The sequence below is a fragment of the Actinomadura chokoriensis genome (assembly GCF_039529475.1).
Classification (GTDB): Bacteria; Actinomycetota; Actinomycetes; order Streptosporangiales; family Streptosporangiaceae; genus Spirillospora; species Spirillospora bangladeshensis.
Map to the genome: position 1 here is coordinate 1 of NZ_BAAAMW010000040.1, position 18226 is coordinate 18226.

Annotated in this window: 12 protein-coding genes and 1 pseudogene; 4 read left to right on the forward strand and 9 right to left on the reverse strand. The window is 65.7% G+C overall.

The features are described 5' to 3' along the window. A partial coding sequence (locus tag ABFX46_RS40985) for a Scr1 family TA system antitoxin-like transcriptional regulator (protein ID WP_346049633.1) occupies nucleotides 1-466 on the reverse strand: 466 nt, incomplete at its 3' end. Nucleotides 467-496: 30 nt separating this feature from the next. Continuing rightward, nucleotides 497-1072: pseudogene (locus ABFX46_RS43690) on the reverse strand (helix-turn-helix domain-containing protein); the annotation flags it as partial. A gap of 349 nt (nucleotides 1073-1421) precedes the next feature. Here ABFX46_RS43690 and ABFX46_RS40990 point away from each other — a divergent pair. After that, complete coding sequence (locus ABFX46_RS40990) at nucleotides 1422-2141, forward strand: ATP-binding protein (RefSeq protein WP_346049635.1); 720 nt, start codon at nucleotides 1422-1424, stop codon at nucleotides 2139-2141. Nucleotides 2142-2242: 101 nt separating this feature from the next. Next, nucleotides 2243-2767 (forward strand): hypothetical protein, encoded by a 525-nt coding sequence (locus tag ABFX46_RS40995; RefSeq protein WP_346049637.1) that lies wholly within the window; start codon nucleotides 2243-2245, stop codon nucleotides 2765-2767. A 106-nt stretch (nucleotides 2768-2873) separates the two neighbouring features. Here the strand turns inward: ABFX46_RS40995 and ABFX46_RS41000 are convergent, their stop codons facing one another. From ABFX46_RS41000 to ABFX46_RS41025, 6 genes are all read right to left on the reverse strand, one after another. Next, nucleotides 2874-4310 (reverse strand): hypothetical protein, encoded by a 1437-nt coding sequence (locus ABFX46_RS41000; protein ID WP_346049639.1) that lies wholly within the window; start codon nucleotides 4308-4310, stop codon nucleotides 2874-2876. A 74-nt stretch (nucleotides 4311-4384) separates the two neighbouring features. Beyond that, nucleotides 4385-7573, reverse strand: coding sequence for a type I restriction endonuclease subunit R (locus tag ABFX46_RS41005; RefSeq protein ID WP_346049641.1), 3189 nt, complete (start codon nucleotides 7571-7573; stop codon nucleotides 4385-4387). Then, complete coding sequence (locus tag ABFX46_RS41010) at nucleotides 7570-8778, reverse strand: restriction endonuclease subunit S (RefSeq protein ID WP_346049643.1); 1209 nt, start codon at nucleotides 8776-8778, stop codon at nucleotides 7570-7572. The genes ABFX46_RS41005 and ABFX46_RS41010 overlap by 4 nt, the downstream gene beginning before the upstream one ends. Beyond that, complete coding sequence (locus tag ABFX46_RS41015) at nucleotides 8771-10378, reverse strand: class I SAM-dependent DNA methyltransferase (protein ID WP_346049645.1); 1608 nt, start codon at nucleotides 10376-10378, stop codon at nucleotides 8771-8773. Before ABFX46_RS41015 ends, ABFX46_RS41010 begins: the two co-directional genes overlap by 8 nt. Nucleotides 10379-10404: 26 nt before the next feature. Continuing rightward, nucleotides 10405-12480 carry a restriction endonuclease subunit S domain-containing protein gene (locus tag ABFX46_RS41020; protein ID WP_346049647.1) on the reverse strand — a complete coding sequence of 692 codons (2076 nt, stop codon included), beginning with the start codon at nucleotides 12478-12480 and terminating at the stop codon, nucleotides 10405-10407. 84 nt (nucleotides 12481-12564) lie between these two features. Then, nucleotides 12565-14235 carry a DNA recombination protein RmuC gene (locus ABFX46_RS41025; protein WP_346049649.1) on the reverse strand — a complete coding sequence of 557 codons (1671 nt, stop codon included), beginning with the start codon at nucleotides 14233-14235 and terminating at the stop codon, nucleotides 12565-12567. Nucleotides 14236-14523: 288 nt separating this feature from the next. Between ABFX46_RS41025 and ABFX46_RS41030 the strand changes: the two genes are divergently transcribed. Together ABFX46_RS41030 and ABFX46_RS41035 are read left to right on the forward strand one after the other, a co-directional pair. Further along, nucleotides 14524-15066, forward strand: coding sequence for a DUF4352 domain-containing protein (locus tag ABFX46_RS41030; protein WP_346049651.1), 543 nt, complete (start codon nucleotides 14524-14526; stop codon nucleotides 15064-15066). A 204-nt stretch (nucleotides 15067-15270) separates the two neighbouring features. Further along, the gene (locus ABFX46_RS41035; RefSeq protein WP_346049653.1) at nucleotides 15271-16527 is read left to right on the forward strand and encodes a hypothetical protein; all 1257 of its coding nucleotides are present in this window, start codon (nucleotides 15271-15273) and stop codon (nucleotides 16525-16527) included. Nucleotides 16528-17054: 527 nt separating this feature from the next. Here the strand turns inward: ABFX46_RS41035 and ABFX46_RS41040 are convergent. Further along, nucleotides 17055-18215, reverse strand: coding sequence for a hypothetical protein (locus ABFX46_RS41040; RefSeq protein ID WP_346049655.1), 1161 nt, complete (start codon nucleotides 18213-18215; stop codon nucleotides 17055-17057). Nucleotides 18216-18226: the final 11 nt, after the last annotated feature.

Sequence of the window (18226 nt, forward strand, 5' to 3'; positions counted from 1 at the left end):
CATGATCCGCTGGGCCGCCATCGGCCTCATGACCCGCCGCCTGGCCCGCGGCGGCCGGCCCGCCGTCCGCCAAGGCCCACGCCCCCTCACATACCAATAACGAGATCCTTCTCAAACACGCACTGAGAGCCGCTTCGTCGAGTACCACGGTGTAGGACGGCCCGTTCTGTCGCTCCAGGATGGCTCGCCGCGCCATACGTGCCTGAAGACGGCGTAGCAGGACGTCCTCCGGGTCCTCTGGACTGCCGATCCGGATGAGGGCGAGCGCGTAGTCGCTGGTCTGAAGCAGCCCCGGGACACACTGGACCTGCCAACTGCGGATGTTGGCGGCGTCGTCCTCAAGCTCGGCGAAGGAACCGGTCAGGACGTCGTTGAACGCCGACCACCAGCCGCGCTTGCGGATGTCCCTGGCGAGCTGCATGAGAGCGAGCTTGACCGCCTCCTCCCCGCCGTACAGGTCGAGCATCGCCTCCACGTCCGTTGCCCTGGGCCTTGTTCTGGCCGTTTCGAATCGGACGAGCTTCGGGCGGCTCCAGCCCAGGGCAGCAGCGGCATTCTCCATCGAGAGGCCGGAGTCTTCGCGGGCTTGGCGGAGCTGTCGAGCCAGGCGGCGATGTCTCACTGTGGGGCTCTGTGCGGGCGTCATGGTCCTCAAGTCTGGCACGACTCCAAGATCCAGTGCGGACATCAATGACATTGCTAAGAAATAAACTGAACAAGTGCATGGACAAGCAACCACGTCCAGTGCATCATAGTGAACAGTTGACTCCTGTCCGTAGTCAAGACGGTGATCTTCGGCGATCAGCCTGCAATCGGCTCTCGCCCGAAGACGGGAGCAGCAAAGAGTTGGTCGGGCCCTGACGGGGCTCGCCTGACCGGAAGGTTGGGCGGTCTCGGACCGGTGTGGCACCACCGGTCCGAGACCTTGATCGGACGCTGGAGGTCCAACCCATGCATGATCGTACGAATGCAACACCCGTCCGGGTGATGCCCCCCGCCGCAAAGTACGGACCCGTTGCCGAATGGGAACGAGTCCGTACCCCGATGCCGCCCGCAACGCCGTCCGTCCCATGGGCCACGTCCGCCCAAGACCCTGACCGGGCCGTCACCGACCTCAGCGGCCGGTTCCCGTCCGCCACGATCTGGTTCGGCGAATACACCGGGAGCTACTGGGCCCTCATCCACACCGAGGACGGCACCCCGCGACTCATCGAGGCCACCACGTCGGCCGAGCTGAGGCGGCGACTCGACTCACTCGACCTTCGCCTACCGCAGCGGCTTTCGCCCAGTGCACCCCAGAACCACGCGACGCCCTACCCGGTGACGGAGGCACAGCCCTCGTCCCTTCGCAGACCCGCGCGAGGACACGTTCGGTGTCGTGGCCGTCACTGCATGCCCAGGACTTTGAGCAGGAGCGGCCGATGCTGACCGGTGCCCCCGCCGACATCCCGGCCGGCGGCGCCTGCGCATTCCAACTCCCGGGTGACCTGAGCGCCGCCTCTCACGCGCGCTCCCTCGTCGCGGCGACGATGCGTCAGCTGGACTTCACGCCGAACCCGATCGAGGATGCCAGACTCGCGGTCTCCGAACTGGCCACGAACGCGCTGACCCACGCGTCCTCGACGACGCGGCCAGAACTGTGGATCTGGGCGCGCACCCGCCCCACTCCGCAACTCGTCGTCTCCGTCTTCGACGCCCACCGTGACGCCTGGCCGATCGTCCGAGGCGCCGACCTGCTCGACGAGCACGGCAAAGGACTGTCCATCGTCGAGGCCCTCGCCACCGACACCGGCACGCACCTCACCCGCTCGCGCCTGACCGCATCACCCGGCAAGAGCGTCTGGTTCGCTCTCCCTCTCCCTTCCTCATGGCCAACGACCAGCCGCGTCATCGCCCCGATATCGGCGGCCGACTGGCTCACCGCAGCGCTCCGATCCCGAGGCGTCCCCACCACTCGCCGCAGCGACGAAAGCGGCATCTCCGTGCTCACCGCAGGAACGGTGAACATCTGGGTCGAGCCCAAGGCGTTCGCCTGGCACAACGGCCAGGGCTACACCCGCGAGCCGCTGATCGACCTTCAACAAACCGCCGAACGCATCGTCAGTCACCACGAGACCCACACTCTGGCCGCACCGAACTGACGAACACCCTTGGCCGGAACCCGGCCCGTATCCCCGGGGGCGCGGCGGCCACCTCCCGTCCGCCGCGTCCCCGGTCCCACCCCCGCCCAGGACGAGAACCCATGCACACCTCCGCTGACCGCTACACCCACCTGCTGCGCGGCCTCGAAACCATTCGGAGAATGGCAGAACGAGCCGACCGCACCGCCATAGCGCGCCTCCTCAACCAACCGGCCGCCGCCGGCCACCTCGACGAACCCACCCTCGACTTTCTCCGCCAGGCCCAGGACCTGCTCCTCACCACCACCCGAACACTCACCAGAGCGCTGGAGCCCACCGGCCGACCTTCGGCCATCGATGCCGCCGAGGCATGGCGCCGCGCCCACCTTCACCTGCCTCGCCGCGGGGACGAGTTGGTCCTCATCCACCTCGCCGAGTTCGAGGACGCCTACCAGGCCATCCCCGTCCTGGTGGACATCCCCGAACCGCCCCCGGTCCCCACCCTCGAAACCGCGACGACCCTGGTCATCGACAAGGCCACCGGCACGGTCACCCGCTGGCCCCTGCTCCCGCTCGACGTTCTCGCCAGGCAGTACCGCCGCTACAAGCACCGGGAACCCATGACCCTCGGCGGACCCGAACAGTGAGCCCATCCTTTGCTGACGTGGTACACCGGATGCTCCTCGGAGACGCGTGCGAACCCGGCGAGCCGCGCCGCTGGGCCGAGCCGCCGATGCGGGCGCGCCCCGGCCATCAGCTGGTGCCGGCCCCGCGACCTCGGCTGCGTGATTGGCGCTCTCGAGGGGTCTCCTGGCTATGGTCCACAGCCAGCACGGCACTTCTTCCAGAGGAAACGGCCTCTTCGGCCAAGGCCATGAAATTTCTGGGACTTGTAGGTGGGCTTCCTATCCACCCTTCCTTCATCAAGTCGATGAAAAGTGTGTTCGACAAGTACCTGTCGACGTTCTTGTAGCCGAGGCTGCGCCCGTTCTTCGGGCCGCGAATGCCTTGATCTCCAAGGAGGAGCTCTAGATAGGAAATGGGGAGGTAGAGACCCTTGATGAGTTCGGCGGAATCTGGATTCAGTGAACGAGTCTGAGCGAGTTTTAGATACATCCAGTCTTGGCCGATACGCCAATGTCCGGGTGTCGTGGGAACCGCCTTCAATGCTTGGCTGACGGCCTTCATCTTGGTGATCTGACTGAGAAGTCTGTCGTCAACCCAAACTTGCTTCTCGGTCAGTCGCTTATATTGCACTCCGACCAGGGACTTGGTGCTCTTGTGGAAGTACAGCAGGTCTACGCCCGCTCGTGTTTCGACCGGTCCCGCGTTGACGTTGGCGATCTCGATCATGCGGCCCTGGTCGTCGGTGAACTCCTGAACGTCCGCCCGCCTGTCGGTTCGGGACACCGAGCGCCACCCGGGAAAGATTCGCGCATCGGCATCTATGAGGTTCGGCTCTATCTCCTGGTCCAGCATGTCGGCAAGAGAGTCTTCATGATCGGCTTCACTCTCTTCGCCCTCTCGCTCCTGTGCGGCCACTTCCCGAAGCTGTCCCTGTTGGCCCAATGCTTCGGGCTTGGATTCGTGGTAGGCCTCATTGTCGAGGACCAGGCCGGAGATGAAGGGGTCGTTCAGGTCGGCAGGCGGCAACCACTGCTGCAAAGGGGTGGTTGGGAAGCCGCCCAGGCGAAGAGCAAGGCTTATGGCATCTCGCTCCTGGGCCCAATGGATGCCCGCCTGCCCGGTGATGGTGCGGTCGGGTGCGCCGATCTGCTCAAGCCACTCAATGAGTTGCCGAAGTTGAGGACGGAGGGTGACGAGTGCTCGGCGCACGTCGCGGGCGGCCGTGGGTGTAAGCGTTTGCTCCCCGTCCTCGATGGCACGTTGCAACCGGTTGAAATGCAGCGTCTCCATGGCGCCGCTCAACTCTGTGAGTGATAGCGGATCCCGCAGCACGCGGACGTGTTCGACGCGGATGCGTCGCTCGTCGGTCGCGACGACCTCGCCGTACGGCTTTGCCACGATGCCGACCCGGGCGAGTCTTGGTGGCCGGTTGCCCTCCGCGGCGAAGATCCAGCACACTTTGCCGCTGTCGGACCTCGGGTCTACCGATCGCGGCACAATCTTTGTGAACTGGGAGGAGTTCATCGCGCGCGAATCCGTCGAAATGACAAGCACATAGGACATGGAGGCACCACCGCATCGTTGTCAGGTCTGATGATCGGCCGTCGGCCGAACGGCTGCAGGCTCGCTCGCGCTGGTCAGCGGTCGGCGGCGGGGGACCACTCGTCGGCGAAGGTTTCGAGTTGTTCGATGACCTTCTGGATGGCGTCGGGCTGCTCTTCGGGCGGGTAGCCGTGCTTGGCCAGGAGGCGCTTAATGATGGAGCGGAGCTTGGCCTGGACGTCGTCGCGGGCGGTCCAATCGGTGGACAGGTTGCGGCGGACGGCCTTGACCAGGTCGCGAGCGATGGCGGCCAGCTGGTCGTCGCCCATCAGGGTGCGGACGGTGTCCTTGGCGGCGACCGCGTCGTAGAAGGCGAGCTCGTCGTTGCTGAGCGCGGGGCTGAAGTGCTGGCCTCGGTTGGCGTCGGCGGCGACCTCCTTGGCCATCGCGACGAGTTCGGCGATGATCTCGGCTGCCGTGAGGTTCTGGTTGGTGTACTTGCGCATGAGCTCCAAGAGGCGGTCAGAGAAGCTCTGCTGGCGCACGATGTTGTGCTTGGTGACCTTGCGCATCTCCTGCTGGACGAGCCGGCGCAGCGCCTCGATCGCGATGGCGGGGTGCTTGGCGGCCTGCATCTTCTTGATGTAGTTCTCGTCCAGGTGGGACAGGTCCGGTTGGTCCAGGCCGGCTTCCTTGAAGAGGTCGATGACGTCCCCGGCCTCGATGGCGCTGGCGGTGAGCTGCTTAAGGTACAGCTCGACTTCGGCGGGGACGGGGCGGCCCTCGGCCTGGCGGCGGGCGGCGTCGAGCTTGACGACGACCACGCGCACGTCGCGGAAGAAGGCGATGTCGTCGCGGACGTCGTTCAGGTCGCCGCTGGTCGCGCACACGGCGTAAAGGCGGGCGAGGCGTCCGGCGCAGCGCAGGAACTTCTCCTTGAGCGTCTCCTTGTCGGGGTCCGACACGTCGGGGAGGTTGAGCGGGTGCTGCGGGTTCCAGATGTAGTCGGCGGTTCCGCGGACGGCGTCGCGGTGGGCGGTGGACGTCCCGGCCTGCAGGGTTTGGCGCCAGGGGTGGTCCCTGAGTAGCTCTCCGATGCCGTCGAGGAGGTCGCGGACCTTGGTGATCGCTTCGTCGAGGTCGCGGCCCATCGGCTTGGTGTGCTGGTCGTCGGTGGTGTATTCGGCCAGCGCGGCGATCAGCTTCTCGTGAAGCGGCGCGTAGCCGACCATGAGGCCGTCCTGCTTGTTGCGGAATGTGCGGTTCACGCGGGCCAGGGTCTGCATGAGCTGGGCGCCGCGCATCGAGCGGTCCAGGTAGAGGGTGTGTAGCGGGGGCGCGTCGAAACCGGTGATCAGCATGTCCTTGACGATGATCAGCTCAAGCTCGTCGTCGACATCCTTCATGCGCCGCTGGACGGCCTTGTGCTCGCGAGGGCGCAGCCGGTGCCTGCGGAGCTTTTCGGGATCGCTCGTGGACGAGCTGTAGACGACCTTGATCTTGCCCGCGTGGACGTCGTCCGAGTGCCAGTCCGGCTTTAGGGCGATAATTTGCTCGTACAGATCGGCGCATATCTCCCGCGTGCTGCACACGATCATCGCCTTGCCGGGGGCGTCGATGAACGGCCGCATCGCCTCCGACCGCGTCTCCCAGTGTTCGACGATGCTCCCGGCGAGCTTCTCCAGGCGGGCGGGCGCACCGTAGACGGCGTTGAGCGTGGCGGTGGCGTGCTCGACTCGCTGTCGCTCGGTGTCGTCCAGGTTCTCGGTGACCTTGTCGGCCTCCTCGTCCAGTGTCTCCGGATCGACGTCCTCGGGCAGCTTGAGCTCGATCAGGCGGTTCTCGTAGTAGACGGGCACTGTGGCGCCGTCCTTGACGGCCCGGGTGAGGTCGTAGATGTCGATGTAGTCGCCGAACACGTCCTGGGTGTTGCGGTCGACGTCGGAGATCGGCGTACCGGTAAAGGCGATCATCGTCGCGTAAGGAAGCGCGTCGCGCAGGTGACGGGCGTAGCCGTCGAGGCTGTCGTAGTGGCTGCGGTGGGCCTCGTCGACGATCACGATGATGTTGCGGCGGTCCGAGAGCAGCGGGTGCGGCCGCCCGGCGTTCTTCTCCTCGGTCGTCTTGCTGAACTTCTGCAGCGTTGTGAAGTAGATGCCGCCGGTACGCCGGTTGGACAACTCCGTGCGCAGGTCGTGCCGGCTGTCAACACGGGCGGGTTTCTCCGGCAGCAGCTCACTGGCGTTGAAGCCGTCGAAGAGCTGGTCGTCCAGGTCGTTGCGGTCGGTGATCACAACGATGGTGGGGTTGCCGAGCGCCGGATGCTTGAGCACCTGGTTGGAGTACAGCTCCATCTCGAACGACTTGCCGGACCCCTGGGTGTGCCAGACCACGCCGGCCTTGCCGTTGCTGCGCACGGCCTCGATCGTCTTACCGACCGCCTTGGACACCGCGAAGTACTGGTGCGGCTTGGCGATGCGCTTCTGCAGCCCCTCGTCCGACTGGGCGAACGCAATGTACCCGGTCAGCAGCTCCACGAAATGCCGCTGCTCAAACAGCCCGTGCAGCGTGAGGCTTAGCTCGCTGTTTTCCCACTCGGCTGCGGGCTGCTCCACCGGCTCGCCCGCCTCGTCGACGTTCCAGGGAGCGAAGTGGTTGTAGGGGGTGAACGCGGTGCCGTACTTGGTGGTCACGCCGTCGGAGATCAGGCACACCACGTTGCAGCGGAACGCCTCCCACATGTCCTCGACGTAGGCCATGAGCTGCGCGTGCGCGGCCTCCGGTGTGGCCCGCTCGTCGCTCATCTTCTTCAGTTCGAAGACCGCGACCGGCAGCCCGTTGACGTAGAGGACGACATCGAAGCGGCGCCGCTCCTCGCCCTTGACGACCATCACCTGGTTGGCGGCAACGAAGTCATTGCGGTAGGGGTCGCTCTGGTCGATCAGGTGGACGGTCGGATGTTGCTCCGCGCCGTACTCGTCGACGTAACTGATGCCGCGGATGCCGTCGGTCAGGTACTCGTGAATCCGGCGGTTCTCCGCCTTCGCGTCCTGCGACTGCGGCGACAGCACCAATGCGACCGCGTCATCCACGGACGAAGCGGGCAGGCCCGAGTTGATCCGCACGATCGCGTCCCGTAGCCGACTCGGGATGATCAGCTCGTCCCAGGACTCCCGCTCACCCGAGCCCACGGCGATCTGCTTGCCGTCCTTGTACTCCCAGCCGAGCTCACCGAGCGTGCCTAGCACATCATGTTCGAAGTCGGCCTCGCTGTAGCCGCTCATACGACATCCTCCACGACCCTCTCCGCGTCCCTGATCCTGACCTGACCCGACATCAGCTTCGGCAGCAGCGCGTCCCGAATTTTCGTAAGGCCGAGTGACTCTCGTTCAGCGAGCAAGGCTCGATCCCAAAGTGGCCTCAACTCGCCATCGAGAGTAGGAATGTGCGTCTCGTCGGGCGCCCTCACGGGCTCGTCCAGATGGCGGCGCTGAATGTGCCCCATCGTGGTAGCTTTATCTGCGGCGATACGCTGGAACTCGGCCAACTTCGACTGTACGAGGTCATGCAGCAGCCATGACGGCATCCCATTGTTAGGGATAACCTTGAATATATGCTGGTTTACGATAGCCTCATCCCGAAACCAGCGTGCGACGCAAAGCGATCCCGACCAAGCAAAGAGCACATCTCCTGGACGGGCAATGTGCTTATCCGGAACCTCTATGGTGTTGTAGACGGTAGAGGCCCCCGGCCCGGAATTAAGTTCCGCGATTCGTACCACCATCCGGCCAGTTCCCGACGCGTTCTTGGTGAAAGCGCGCCCGTTGACAAAGTCGGCAAGTGACGACAGCGGAACCTCGGTGACGTTCGTTTGCTGCCCTTGCAGGATATTCGTGAGGCGAAGAGATCGAAGGGCATCCGCCTTCCTGGCGATGCGGTCGTTGACGGCGATTTTGTCGTCAAGTGCTCCCAAAAATTCGGCGATTGCTATTTGGATCGAGACGGGCGGTCGGGGAACCCGAAAAGATTTGACAGTGGCGACAGGCTGAGCCAAGCCAGGGACTCCGACGGTCGAAATATTCTGCAGGATTTGCTGTTGACCGGCAGGTGAAGTCAGCCAATAGTAATAGAACTCTGGTATAGCGACGTCTTGATCGAGACGAGCCTTAACTTGGCTCGTCGATAGAACGTACCGCTCATGCTTCGGCTTGCGAGGGATCATTGAGACCTGACCGATGGTCCCTCTGTGTGTTATCACCAGGTCACCTGGGGCCAGGTTTGCACCAGGGAGCGTGTCCGCCTTCTCGGAGGTTATATAGACGAAGTCGTCATCGTGAAATCGACCGGTTCCCAAGTTCACCCCGCGAACCAATGGTACGCCATGCGGCGAGTAGTCCGCCTTGGTGTAGGCGGAGCCATAAGGCTTCGAGAAGGCGCTCTTCTCTCTTGCGGCTAGTTCCTCGAAACGAACGATAGGCCACCTAGACATCGATGTTCTCCAGCTGCTTCCGGATGGTCTGCTCGATGCGGGTGGACTCTTCGAAGTGGGTGAAGAGTTCCTTGGTGAGGCGGTCGATCTTGTCGGCGATGGGCTCGTCGTCCTCTTCGGCCTCGGGGGCGCCGACGTAGCGCCCGGGGGTGAGGATGTGGTCCGCTTCGCGGATCTCGTCAGTGGTGGCCGAGTAGCAGAAGCCGAGCTCGTCCTCGTACGTCAGCCCCGCCTCGCGGGCGCTGGGGGTGCCCCGCCAAGCGTGGTATGCGTTGGCGATCTTCGCGACATCGTCCTCGGTGAGGACACGCTCGGTGCGGTCGACCATGGTGCCCATGTTGCGGGCCTCGATGAACAGCGTCTGGCCTTGGCGGTCGGTGTGGCCGACGCGGGCGGACTTGTCTTTGGTGAAGAACCACAAGCAGGCCGGAATCGTTGTCGTCCGAAACAGTTGCCGGGGCAGGGTGACCATGCAGGCGACGAGGTCGTTCTCAACGAGGGCTTTGCGGATGTCGCCTTCGCCGGACTGTTTGGAGGACATCGAGCCGTTGGCCATGACGACGCCGGCGCTGCCGCGGGTGCCGAGCCTGGAGATGATGTGCTGGATCCAGGCGAAGTTGGCGTTGCCGGCGGGCGGGGTGCCGAAGCGCCAGCGGGGGTCGTCGGTCCGGCGGTACCAGTCGGACATGTTGAACGGCGGATTGGCGAGGATGTAGTCGGCTTTGAGGTCGGGGTGGCGGTCCTCGTAAAAGGTGTCGGCCCACTTGGTCGACAGGTCGCCGCCGATGCCGTGGATGGCCAGGTTCATCTTGGCCAGTCGCCAGGTGCGCTCGTTGGCCTCCTGACCGTAGACGGCGATGTCGTCGCGGCGCCCCCGGTGACTGAGGACGAACTTCTCGGCCTGGACGAACATCCCGCCCGAGCCGCAGCACGGGTCGTACACCCGTCCCTTATAGGGCTCAAGGATTTCCACCAGGACCCTAACTACGCTGGCGGGCGTGTAGAACTCGCCGCCGCGCTTGCCCTCGGCTCGGGCGAACTTCTCCAGGAAGTACTCGTAAACCTCGCCGAGCACGTCGCGGGCGGACTTGCCGTCGTGGCCGGTGAAGCGGGCGTCGCTGAGCAGGTCGACCAGCTCGCTCAGACGGCGCTGGTCAACGTTGTTCTGGTTGTAGATGCGAGGCAGGACGCCGGCCAAGGAGCGGTTGGTCTTCATGACGGCGTCCATCGCCGCGTCGATCAGTTCGCCGATTGCACCGGACTTGGCCTGCGCCGCCAGGTCGGGCCAGCGAGCGCCCTCAGGAACCCAGAAGACGCCCTCGCGCTCGTACTCATCCTTGTCGTCCAGGAACGGCTCTTGCCGCGACTCCGGTACGCCATCGGCGATGAGCTCGGCACGGATCTGGGCGCGACGTTCGGCGAAGGCGTCCGAGATGTACTTCAGGAAGACCAGGCCGAGAACGAAGTCCTTGTACTGGGCGGCGTCCATTGAGCCGCGGAGCTTGTCCGCGGACTTCCACAGGATCGCCTTCAGTTCCGCCATCGTGGACACGCCGGGTAGTTCGGCCTGTCCAGCGGGGGTCTTCTTGCGGGCCGGCATCTATCTCCTCTATTCGGGTTGTCGCGTCAGACGATGGGGTCGAGGGTCAAGGTTCCGTCGGCGAGGCCTGTGGCGGCGATGCGGCGCAGCTCGTCCAGGGCGACGATCTCACGGCGGGCGCGGTTCCGGCGATCATCCAGCTCGGCCAGCAGGCGGTCCAGCCGCTTCAGCTCGGAAGGGGACAGTAGCGGCAGGGCCAGTTCCTGCAGGCGCTGCGCCGGGCGGATTGCACCATCGGCTCGGCCCGCGCGGTCCAGCAGGGCGGCCAGTACGCGCGGGGTAAAGTGCTTGCCGCCTTCCTCTTCGATGCGCAGGATGCGGGCCGGGAACTCCACCACCGAATGGCCGTCGTGGTCGACGGCGGCGGCCGGACGCGGCGCTGTGGTGATGATGACGTCGCCGGGCTTGCTGTGCCGAGCACCGGGGCAGGACCTCTCGAACTCGATGCGGTCGACGCGGCGGCTGCCCGGTTCGCTTTCGCTGAGGACTTCCGCAGGACCGAACACCGGGTAAGAGTTCGTCGCGTTCACCGTGCTGGAGGCAGACCGCACGAGACCGGTCGGCAGGCGGGTGCCCTTGCGCAGTGACAACTTTTTCTGACGGCCTCTGCCGGCGAGCTCGGTAATGGTGGCAGTGCGCGGTGGCCGCGGCATTGGGACGGCCGACAGGTCACTGTTGAGGCGGGCCGCGTCCGGACGGGCCTCCCACACCACGCGTTCCAGTTCCAACGTGCGGGCCACGCGTTCGGGCACGTCCCAGCGCAGATCGTCCTGGGACGGCAGATAGCGGGGGATCAGAGGACGCGGCGAGGCGATCAACGCGCCCACCGGGGTGGCGACGGTGTGGACGCGGGGGTGGGCGTCGGGGTCGAACTGCTCGTTACGCCAGGCCAGGACGTCAGTGACGAGGGCGTCGGCCAGTCCGGGAGTGAGGGTGCGGTCGGACACGTCGGCCAGCAATACCTTGCCGCGCTCCCCGACCGCGTAGTCGGCGGTGAGAACCCACAGCGCGACCTCGTATCCGGATCGGTAGGGGACGAGCCCGCCGGGCAGCCGGATGACGGCCTTGACCGAGCCCGAAGCCAGCAGTTCCCCACGCAGGACGCCAGCGTCGCTGGTCGGGTCGAGCGCAGCGGTGGTGTCGGCGGGCGCGACGACGATCGCGGTCGCGCCATGGGGCAGCGGCAGCAGCAGGTCGTTCAGCGCGTTCAGCGACAGTGCAGCGGAGCGTTCCTCGGCCGGACGGTAAGGCAACTGCGTGACGACGATCGTGGCCTCGTCCAGGCACCCGTCCGGGTCGGTGCGGACCTCGTACTCGACCTCGGGAACGTCGCGGACGGCCAGGCGCCGCCGCGTCAGCCGCGTCGTCACCGGGTCTGCGCAGCAGGCGGTGATGTGCAAAACCTGGTCGTCACGGAGTGTGCCGGTGACCGCGGCCAGCAGGTCGCCGACCCCGGCGTACGGGTCGACGAGCCGCACCTCGTCGTCGCGGTCGGCGCGGGTGCGGGCATCGGCCAAGCCCGCGACCAGGGACTCCAGCAACGGGTCCAGCCGACTGGACGACATTTCGGCCGCGCCGAGGCGATCGCGGACCTGCATGATCCGTTCGAACGCCCCCTGAGTGCTCCAGGCAGCCTCCACCAGCTCGTCCACCGCGGTCGGCAGCCAGGACGCGCGCAGCCCGCGGATCTCCGAGGCCAGCAGATCGTCGTCCGGGTCGGCACCGTCCGCCTGCTCCCGCAGGCGCGCCATCAGGCCGGGCGTTCCGCCGTCGAGCGGCTCGTCACCAGCCAGGTGCCGCAGGCAGATCAGCGCGGTCAGCGCGGGGATCAGCGTGCTGGACGGCAACTGGGCGCCGAGCCGGGCGAGCGTGTGGACCCGCAGGTCCCCTTCGATTTCGCCCCGCTGGGCGCGACCCGTCTCGACGAGCCAGTCGACGATACGCGCGGCGTCGAAGAGCTGCTGGCCGCGTTCTTCGGCCGCCGGTTGAGGGAAGTCGGGGTAGCGGCGGCGCCAGGTGCTGACGACCGGCCTGCGCACGTCCGCCAGCTCGGCGATCTCCGTCATGGACATCAGGAGCGCCTCGTCACGAGCGAGCCTCATCGTCAGCACCTCCTCTCCCGCGTGCGATCGACAGTAGAGCAACGGTCGGACGTTGACCATCGAGTTGCCCGATAAGGGTGCTTATCAAGCAATCTCTGGTGTTTCCCCGGACTCGTGGTCCGTGGACTCCACGGCTCGGACGGGAGGCTCCGCCGACGCCGCCTCCAGTAGTTCCGGGGCTTTGAGAGACCGGGCGAAACCATTCACCTCAGTCAGCTGCGCCAGGTCTTCCTCGACGACCTTCAACTCCTTGAACTTCCGTGCTGTCACCATCACGCGGCCCTCGAGTGAGGCGATCGTCTCGTTGTAGGCCTTGACCGAGCCGTCCAGGGAGTTGCCCAGCCGCTTGAAGTAGGTCGCCATCCTCGTGAGCCTTTTGTGCAGCTCTCGACCCAGCTCGTGGACCTGGCGGAGGTTCTCCTGCAGCGCCGCCTGTGTCCACGCGATCGCCACGGTGCGGAGCATCGCGATCAGCACTGTGGGCGTGGCGATGACGATCCTCTTCTCCGCCGCGTACTCCACCAGACGGGGGTCCTTGTCGAGCGCGGCCTGCAGCAGCGCCTCGCTCGGCAGGTACATCACCACGAACTCCGGGCTGCCAGCGACGTTCCGGTAGTATTCCTTGGCCGCCAGCGTGTCGATGTGCTTGCGCACATGCCGGGCGTGGTCGGCCATGTGGCGGTCCCGCTCGGCGTCGTCGGTGGCCTCCAGCGCGTCCAGGAACGCGGCCAGCGACACCTTCGCGTCCACGACCACCCGCTTACCGCCGGCCAGATGCACCACCATGTCGGGACGCAGCGCTCCCTCATCACCCTCGACCTGCTTCTGCAGCTCGAAGTCGCAGTGCTCCTTCATGTTTGCCAACTCGACGGCTCGCTTGAGGTGCAGCTCGCCCCAGTCGCCCCGAACCTGCGGCTTGCGCAGTGCGTCCGCCAGCGCCCGAGCCTGCTTGCTGCTCTCGACGTTCGCCGCGGCCAGCATCTTCAGCTCCTGGCTCAGCCGGCTCTCGGTGTCGCTGCGCTTGGTGTCGAACTCGCTCAGCCGCCGGTCCATCGTCTCCAACCGGTCGAAGACCGCGCGACTGGTGGACCCGAGCCGGTCGTCCGCGGTGGCGATCAGCCGGTCCTGCGAGGACTCCAGCATCTTCGTCACGAACGCCTCGAACTGCTCGGTCTGCTGCCGGGTGGTGTCGTCGCGCAGCTTGTCCAGCTCCTTGCGCGCCGCCTCGACCTGCTCCTGTCGCAGACGCAGTCCCTCGCACTCTTTGCGAGCAACGGCCAAGTCCTGCTTGATTCCGGCCAGGTTTTGCTCCTGCCGCTCGACGTCTCCCTGGAGCCTTGCCTCAGCCTGCTGGCTCTGCAGCAGCTTCTCCTCGGCAGAGCGGATCTGCTGGACACTCTCCTGCAGCGACTCGTGCAGCAGGCGGCTCTCCTGCTGGGCCGCCGTCAGCTTCTCCCGCGTCGCCGCCAGCTCCTGGTCGAGCCGGACGGCCTGCTCTGCACGCTCGCCGGACTGGGCGGCCAGAACACTCCGGTCCGCCTCCGCCTCCTCGGCCTTCTTTCGAGAATGGTCGCGTTCCGCGCGAAGTTCGGCGGCCTGTGCGCGCGCCTGATCGCGTTCGTTCTGGACGATCCTCTGATCGGCCAGCAGCCGGCTCCGTTCGGCGCTGGACCGGGCGCGCGCGAGCACGTAGCCGACGACACCGAAGACGGCTGCCGACAACAGGCACAGAGTGGTGCAGACGAGAACGTTCATGGTGATACCTCCGGGGCAGTCGGCCGGCGCGGTCGTTCGACTCGACGACCCGGCCGGTGACGGAAGCGGACACTGCGGCTCCGAAGGTTCGCGAGACCTGCGAATCGCAACGAGCCCAGAAGCTACGCCATACGAAGTAAGTAAGCTCGACATTTATCCGATAACCCCCATTATCGAGCGCACGAGTGGGTTGGCGAGCCAGGGCGTGCCTACTTTGTGTCTCGCCGCAGCGGGCCGTCCGCTCACGCGGTGCGCCGTCGGCGCAGCCACTCACCCCCAGGAGACGAAATGAAGAAGTCCCTCCTCGTCCTGCCGGCCGTCCTCACGCTCGGCCTTACGGCGTGTGCCCCGGCCGAGGTGACCAGCAGCCCGGACGAGAAGCCCGCAAAGGCGCAGAAGACGCAGGAGACCCAGGCCAAGGTCGGCGACACCATCACCCTCAAGGGCAACGACGAGGGGATGAAGGTCGCGGTGACCGTCGTGAAGGTCGCCCAGAAGGCCAAGGGCAAGAGCGACTTCGACCAGCCCGAACCGGGGCAGCGGTTCGCCGCCGTCCAGGTTCGCCTGAAGAACGTCGGCACCATTGCCTACGACGACTCGCCGGGCAACGGTGCGAAGGTCGTCGACGCCCAGGACCAGCAGTACGAGAGCTACCTCGGCGACGTCGCCCTCGGCCCGTCCATCGGCAGTGACGTCAAGCTGGCCCCCGGCAGCACCCGCAAGGGCTACCTGGTGTTCTCCGTCCCGAAGAAGGCCAAGCTCACCAAGTTCCAGTTCACCCTCGACAGCGGCTTCGCCACCCAGTCCGGCGAGTGGCTGCTCAAGCAGTAGACCGTGGGGCTGGCGACCTTTCACCGCCGGCGGATGCTGCCGCGTAGGAACTGGAAAAGAGCGTGGCTTCTATCGGACAACTGCGGCGGAGTGCCCGTTGACCTCCCGGTACAGGGTTACGCTTCCGCCCGTGAGTCATCCGTGCCCGGCGATCGCCGCGCATCCCTCCCTTTCAACGGCGAGAAGCCACTTCAGGAGCGAGCGATGGACAACGAGATTCAGCTGATCAGTGACGGTGATGGGCTGGCGGTCATCGGGGATGAGACGGATGTCGAACGCTTTCTCGTCTCGGAGGGACTGCCGTCGAAAGACCTGGGACTGCAACGACTCAAGTCCGCTGCCGCCACCGGGTCCGTAGCCGCGCAGGCAGGTTCGGAGATCGCCGCCAACTCCGGCCGCTGGGTGCAGCTGACAAAGGAGTCGGCGCAACTCGTCGACAAGTACGGGCTGAGGGAGAGTTCAAAGTCGGGTCTCAGCACAGGTGTGCTGAAGGGGAACAAGGGTCAGATCAGGGGGTTTGTTGAGTTCGCGAAGACGCCCGGATCACTTCTGACCAACCCGGCGATGCTCGCCGGTGCTGCGGGGATCATGGCGCAGATCGCGATGCAGCAGACCATGGACGAGATCACCGACTATCTCGCCACGATCGACGAGAAGGTCGACGACGTGCTGCGTGCCCAGAAGGACGCCGTGCTGGCCCGCATGATCGGAGTGGGCCTCGTCATCGACGAGTCCATGACCATCCGAGAGAAGAGGGGCCGGGTCGACGAGGTCACGTGGTCGAAGGTGCAGACCGCGCCGACGGCCATCGCAGAGACCCAGGCGTACGCATTGCGCCAGCTCGACGCACTCGCGGAGAAGATGGAGCGCAAAACCAAGATCGGGGATCTCGCCGCAACGGCCAAGGAAGCCGAGTACACGGTTCGAGAATGGCTCGCTGTCCTGGCTCGCTCCTTCCAACTGCAGGACGCGATCGCCGTGCTCGAACTCGACCGGGTGCTGGATGCCTCTCCGGAGGAGTTGGACGGGCATCGCCTCGGATTGAAGGCTGCTCGGCAGGACCGGCTGGAACTCATCTCGCGGTGCACCGAGCGCCTGGTGGCCCGGATGGACGCGGCCGCCGGCACTGCCAACGCGAAGGTGCTGCTGCATCCGGCCAAGTCCCCGGTCGTCGTCCAGTCGAGTAACCAGGTCGCGGCTGGCGTCAATGACTTCCACGGGCGGCTCGGGATCGAGTCCGCTGAGCGGTCGTCGGAGGCGCGACGATGGACGGAGGCGGCCGTAGAGGTGCGGGACAAGGCGCTTGAGACAGGTGCAAAGGGCGTCGATGCGGCCAGGAGCCGTGGTAGCGAGACCCTCGTCCGGGCCAACTCGGTGAAGGGCAAGCTCTCCGGCGAGATCGTCGAGCGTGCCCGCCGTCTACGCGGGGACGAGAAGAAGCGCGCTGAGGAAGCTGAATGAGCACTGACCGTCAGCCAAGTACGCGGCCCCAGCCCACCTCCGAACGTGAGGGGCCAGATCGTCACCGCTTAGCGGCGTATACGGTGAGTATTATCGCGGTTGCTATGGGCGCAGGATACCTGCTCGGGTGGTCCAGCCATTCGAAGCCCGAGTCGGGCACAAGCCCCTCGCCTGCAGTCACGTCGAATAGCTGGTCAACGACGCCTGCGCCGTTCCCTGCACAAGTTGCGCCGAAGGTCATCAACTGTGGGCCGTACGACGACCCTGGGTCGTTGCTACTGCGCAACGAGACCTGCATGTCTCCGGATCCCGAAGAAGAGGCCATCAACCAGATGCTGGAGCGTCTGGCCGAACAGCAACGGCAGCTTGAACGGAACATGCGTTCCAACCCGCCTACCGTCCCCGTCATCCCTTCGATAAGTCCGGTCATCCCGCCTGGTGGGGGAACGTTGTGTGCGGACGGCAGTTGGTCTACATCCTCAGGGCGTGGCACCTGCTCTTGGCACGGCGGCGAAGCCGGCTGATGTTCATGAACGGTGGTGCGGGGCTCGATCGTGGACGGTTAGGGAGACGTTCCTGCCGAGTGATGCCGATAGTGCCCTCACCGCGGTGTCGGTAGCGTTGGCGAATCTCGCTTGGAGTGGCGGTGGCAATGGCCCGGAGTCCAAGCCGCTTGCGGCAACAAGGTCGACTAAAGCGTGACGCTGGTGTGGGGGCAGGCGAAGGCCGGAGATGCCGTGGTTGAGAGCGGCGCGAGCGGCGTACCCGTCGCCTGAGTCAACTGCCTCAGCCGCGACCTGCCGGAGCAGCGTGGGCACTTGGGAGTGGACGTCGATGCCGGCGAGGGCGGTGACGGTTAGGCCGAGGCGGACCCGGAAGAGCGCATAGCCGGTGACGGGTTCGCGGTCGCGGAACGCGCGAATCATCGCGGTGCTGAGCGTGTGATGGACTTGTGAACCGGCACTGCCGCAGATCACCGCGAGACACGAGGCGACTTGGTGTTCCCAGGGCTCGGTTGGGGTGCTGGCGTGGAGGAGTTCGCGTGCTTTGTCTGGCCTTTTGCTGAAGAAGGCTGCGAGGATCGCGACCTGCCGTCCTTCCAGGAGATGGGTGCCGATCCCCCGATGTGCTTCGGCCAGGGCAACTGCGTCTTCCCACCGTCCCGTGGAGGTCAAGGCACGAGTGCCGTCGGTGAGGAGTTGCAGCCACACCCATTCGCGGAGCTTGTTCCGCTCCTCTTGGCTTCCCGTCAGCTGCCCGAGCGGCAGGACGCGGCCGTCGACCATTAGATCCGTGCCGGTCGTGCCCGCGTGGTGCATCTCCTTGAGGATCCGCAAGGCTGCTTCCGGGTCTCGGTCGCGGATGTGGAGACGGGCCAGGTTGACGACCGGTTCGAGCATGTAGCGGGCTTGCAGCGTAGTGAGCCGGTGCCCGGCTGGGCGATAGACGTCGATGTGCTGCCAGCACAGTTGACGGGCCTCTCTGCTGAGGCCGTTGTCGCTGGCCAGCAACGCGGCCTTGTTCAGCGCGTGGGCCGCGCTGTGGAGCGCGTTGGCGTCCTGCCGTTCCGCGATGCAGGCGAGGTCGATGATCTCTTGGACGCGCTCGGGCAGGGGCGGGCACACCGGATGTCGGCGGCCAAGGAGAGGGAGGTATCGGAGGGCCTTCTTTTGCGTCCTCGGGTCCATGGTGGAGTTCC

What these genes read in the sequence shown, in the direction of transcription:
- ABFX46_RS40990 (WP_346049635.1), top strand. Translation starts at nt 1,422, where the DNA reads ATGCTGACCGGTGCCCCCGCCGACATCCCGGCCGGCGGCGCCTGCGCA.
- ABFX46_RS40995 (WP_346049637.1), top strand. Translation starts at nt 2,243, where the DNA reads ATGCACACCTCCGCTGACCGCTACACCCACCTGCTGCGCGGCCTCGAA.
- ABFX46_RS41000 (WP_346049639.1), bottom strand. Translation starts at nt 4,310, where the DNA reads ATGTCCTATGTGCTTGTCATTTCGACGGATTCGCGCGCGATGAACTCC.
- ABFX46_RS41005 (WP_346049641.1), bottom strand. Translation starts at nt 7,573, where the DNA reads ATGAGCGGCTACAGCGAGGCCGACTTCGAACATGATGTGCTAGGCACG.
- ABFX46_RS41010 (WP_346049643.1), bottom strand. Translation starts at nt 8,778, where the DNA reads ATGTCTAGGTGGCCTATCGTTCGTTTCGAGGAACTAGCCGCAAGAGAG.
- ABFX46_RS41015 (WP_346049645.1), bottom strand. Translation starts at nt 10,378, where the DNA reads ATGCCGGCCCGCAAGAAGACCCCCGCTGGACAGGCCGAACTACCCGGC.
- ABFX46_RS41020 (WP_346049647.1), bottom strand. Translation starts at nt 12,480, where the DNA reads ATGAGGCTCGCTCGTGACGAGGCGCTCCTGATGTCCATGACGGAGATC.
- ABFX46_RS41025 (WP_346049649.1), bottom strand. Translation starts at nt 14,235, where the DNA reads ATGAACGTTCTCGTCTGCACCACTCTGTGCCTGTTGTCGGCAGCCGTC.
- ABFX46_RS41030 (WP_346049651.1), top strand. Translation starts at nt 14,524, where the DNA reads ATGAAGAAGTCCCTCCTCGTCCTGCCGGCCGTCCTCACGCTCGGCCTT.
- ABFX46_RS41035 (WP_346049653.1), top strand. Translation starts at nt 15,271, where the DNA reads ATGGACAACGAGATTCAGCTGATCAGTGACGGTGATGGGCTGGCGGTC.
- ABFX46_RS41040 (WP_346049655.1), bottom strand. Translation starts at nt 18,215, where the DNA reads ATGGACCCGAGGACGCAAAAGAAGGCCCTCCGATACCTCCCTCTCCTT.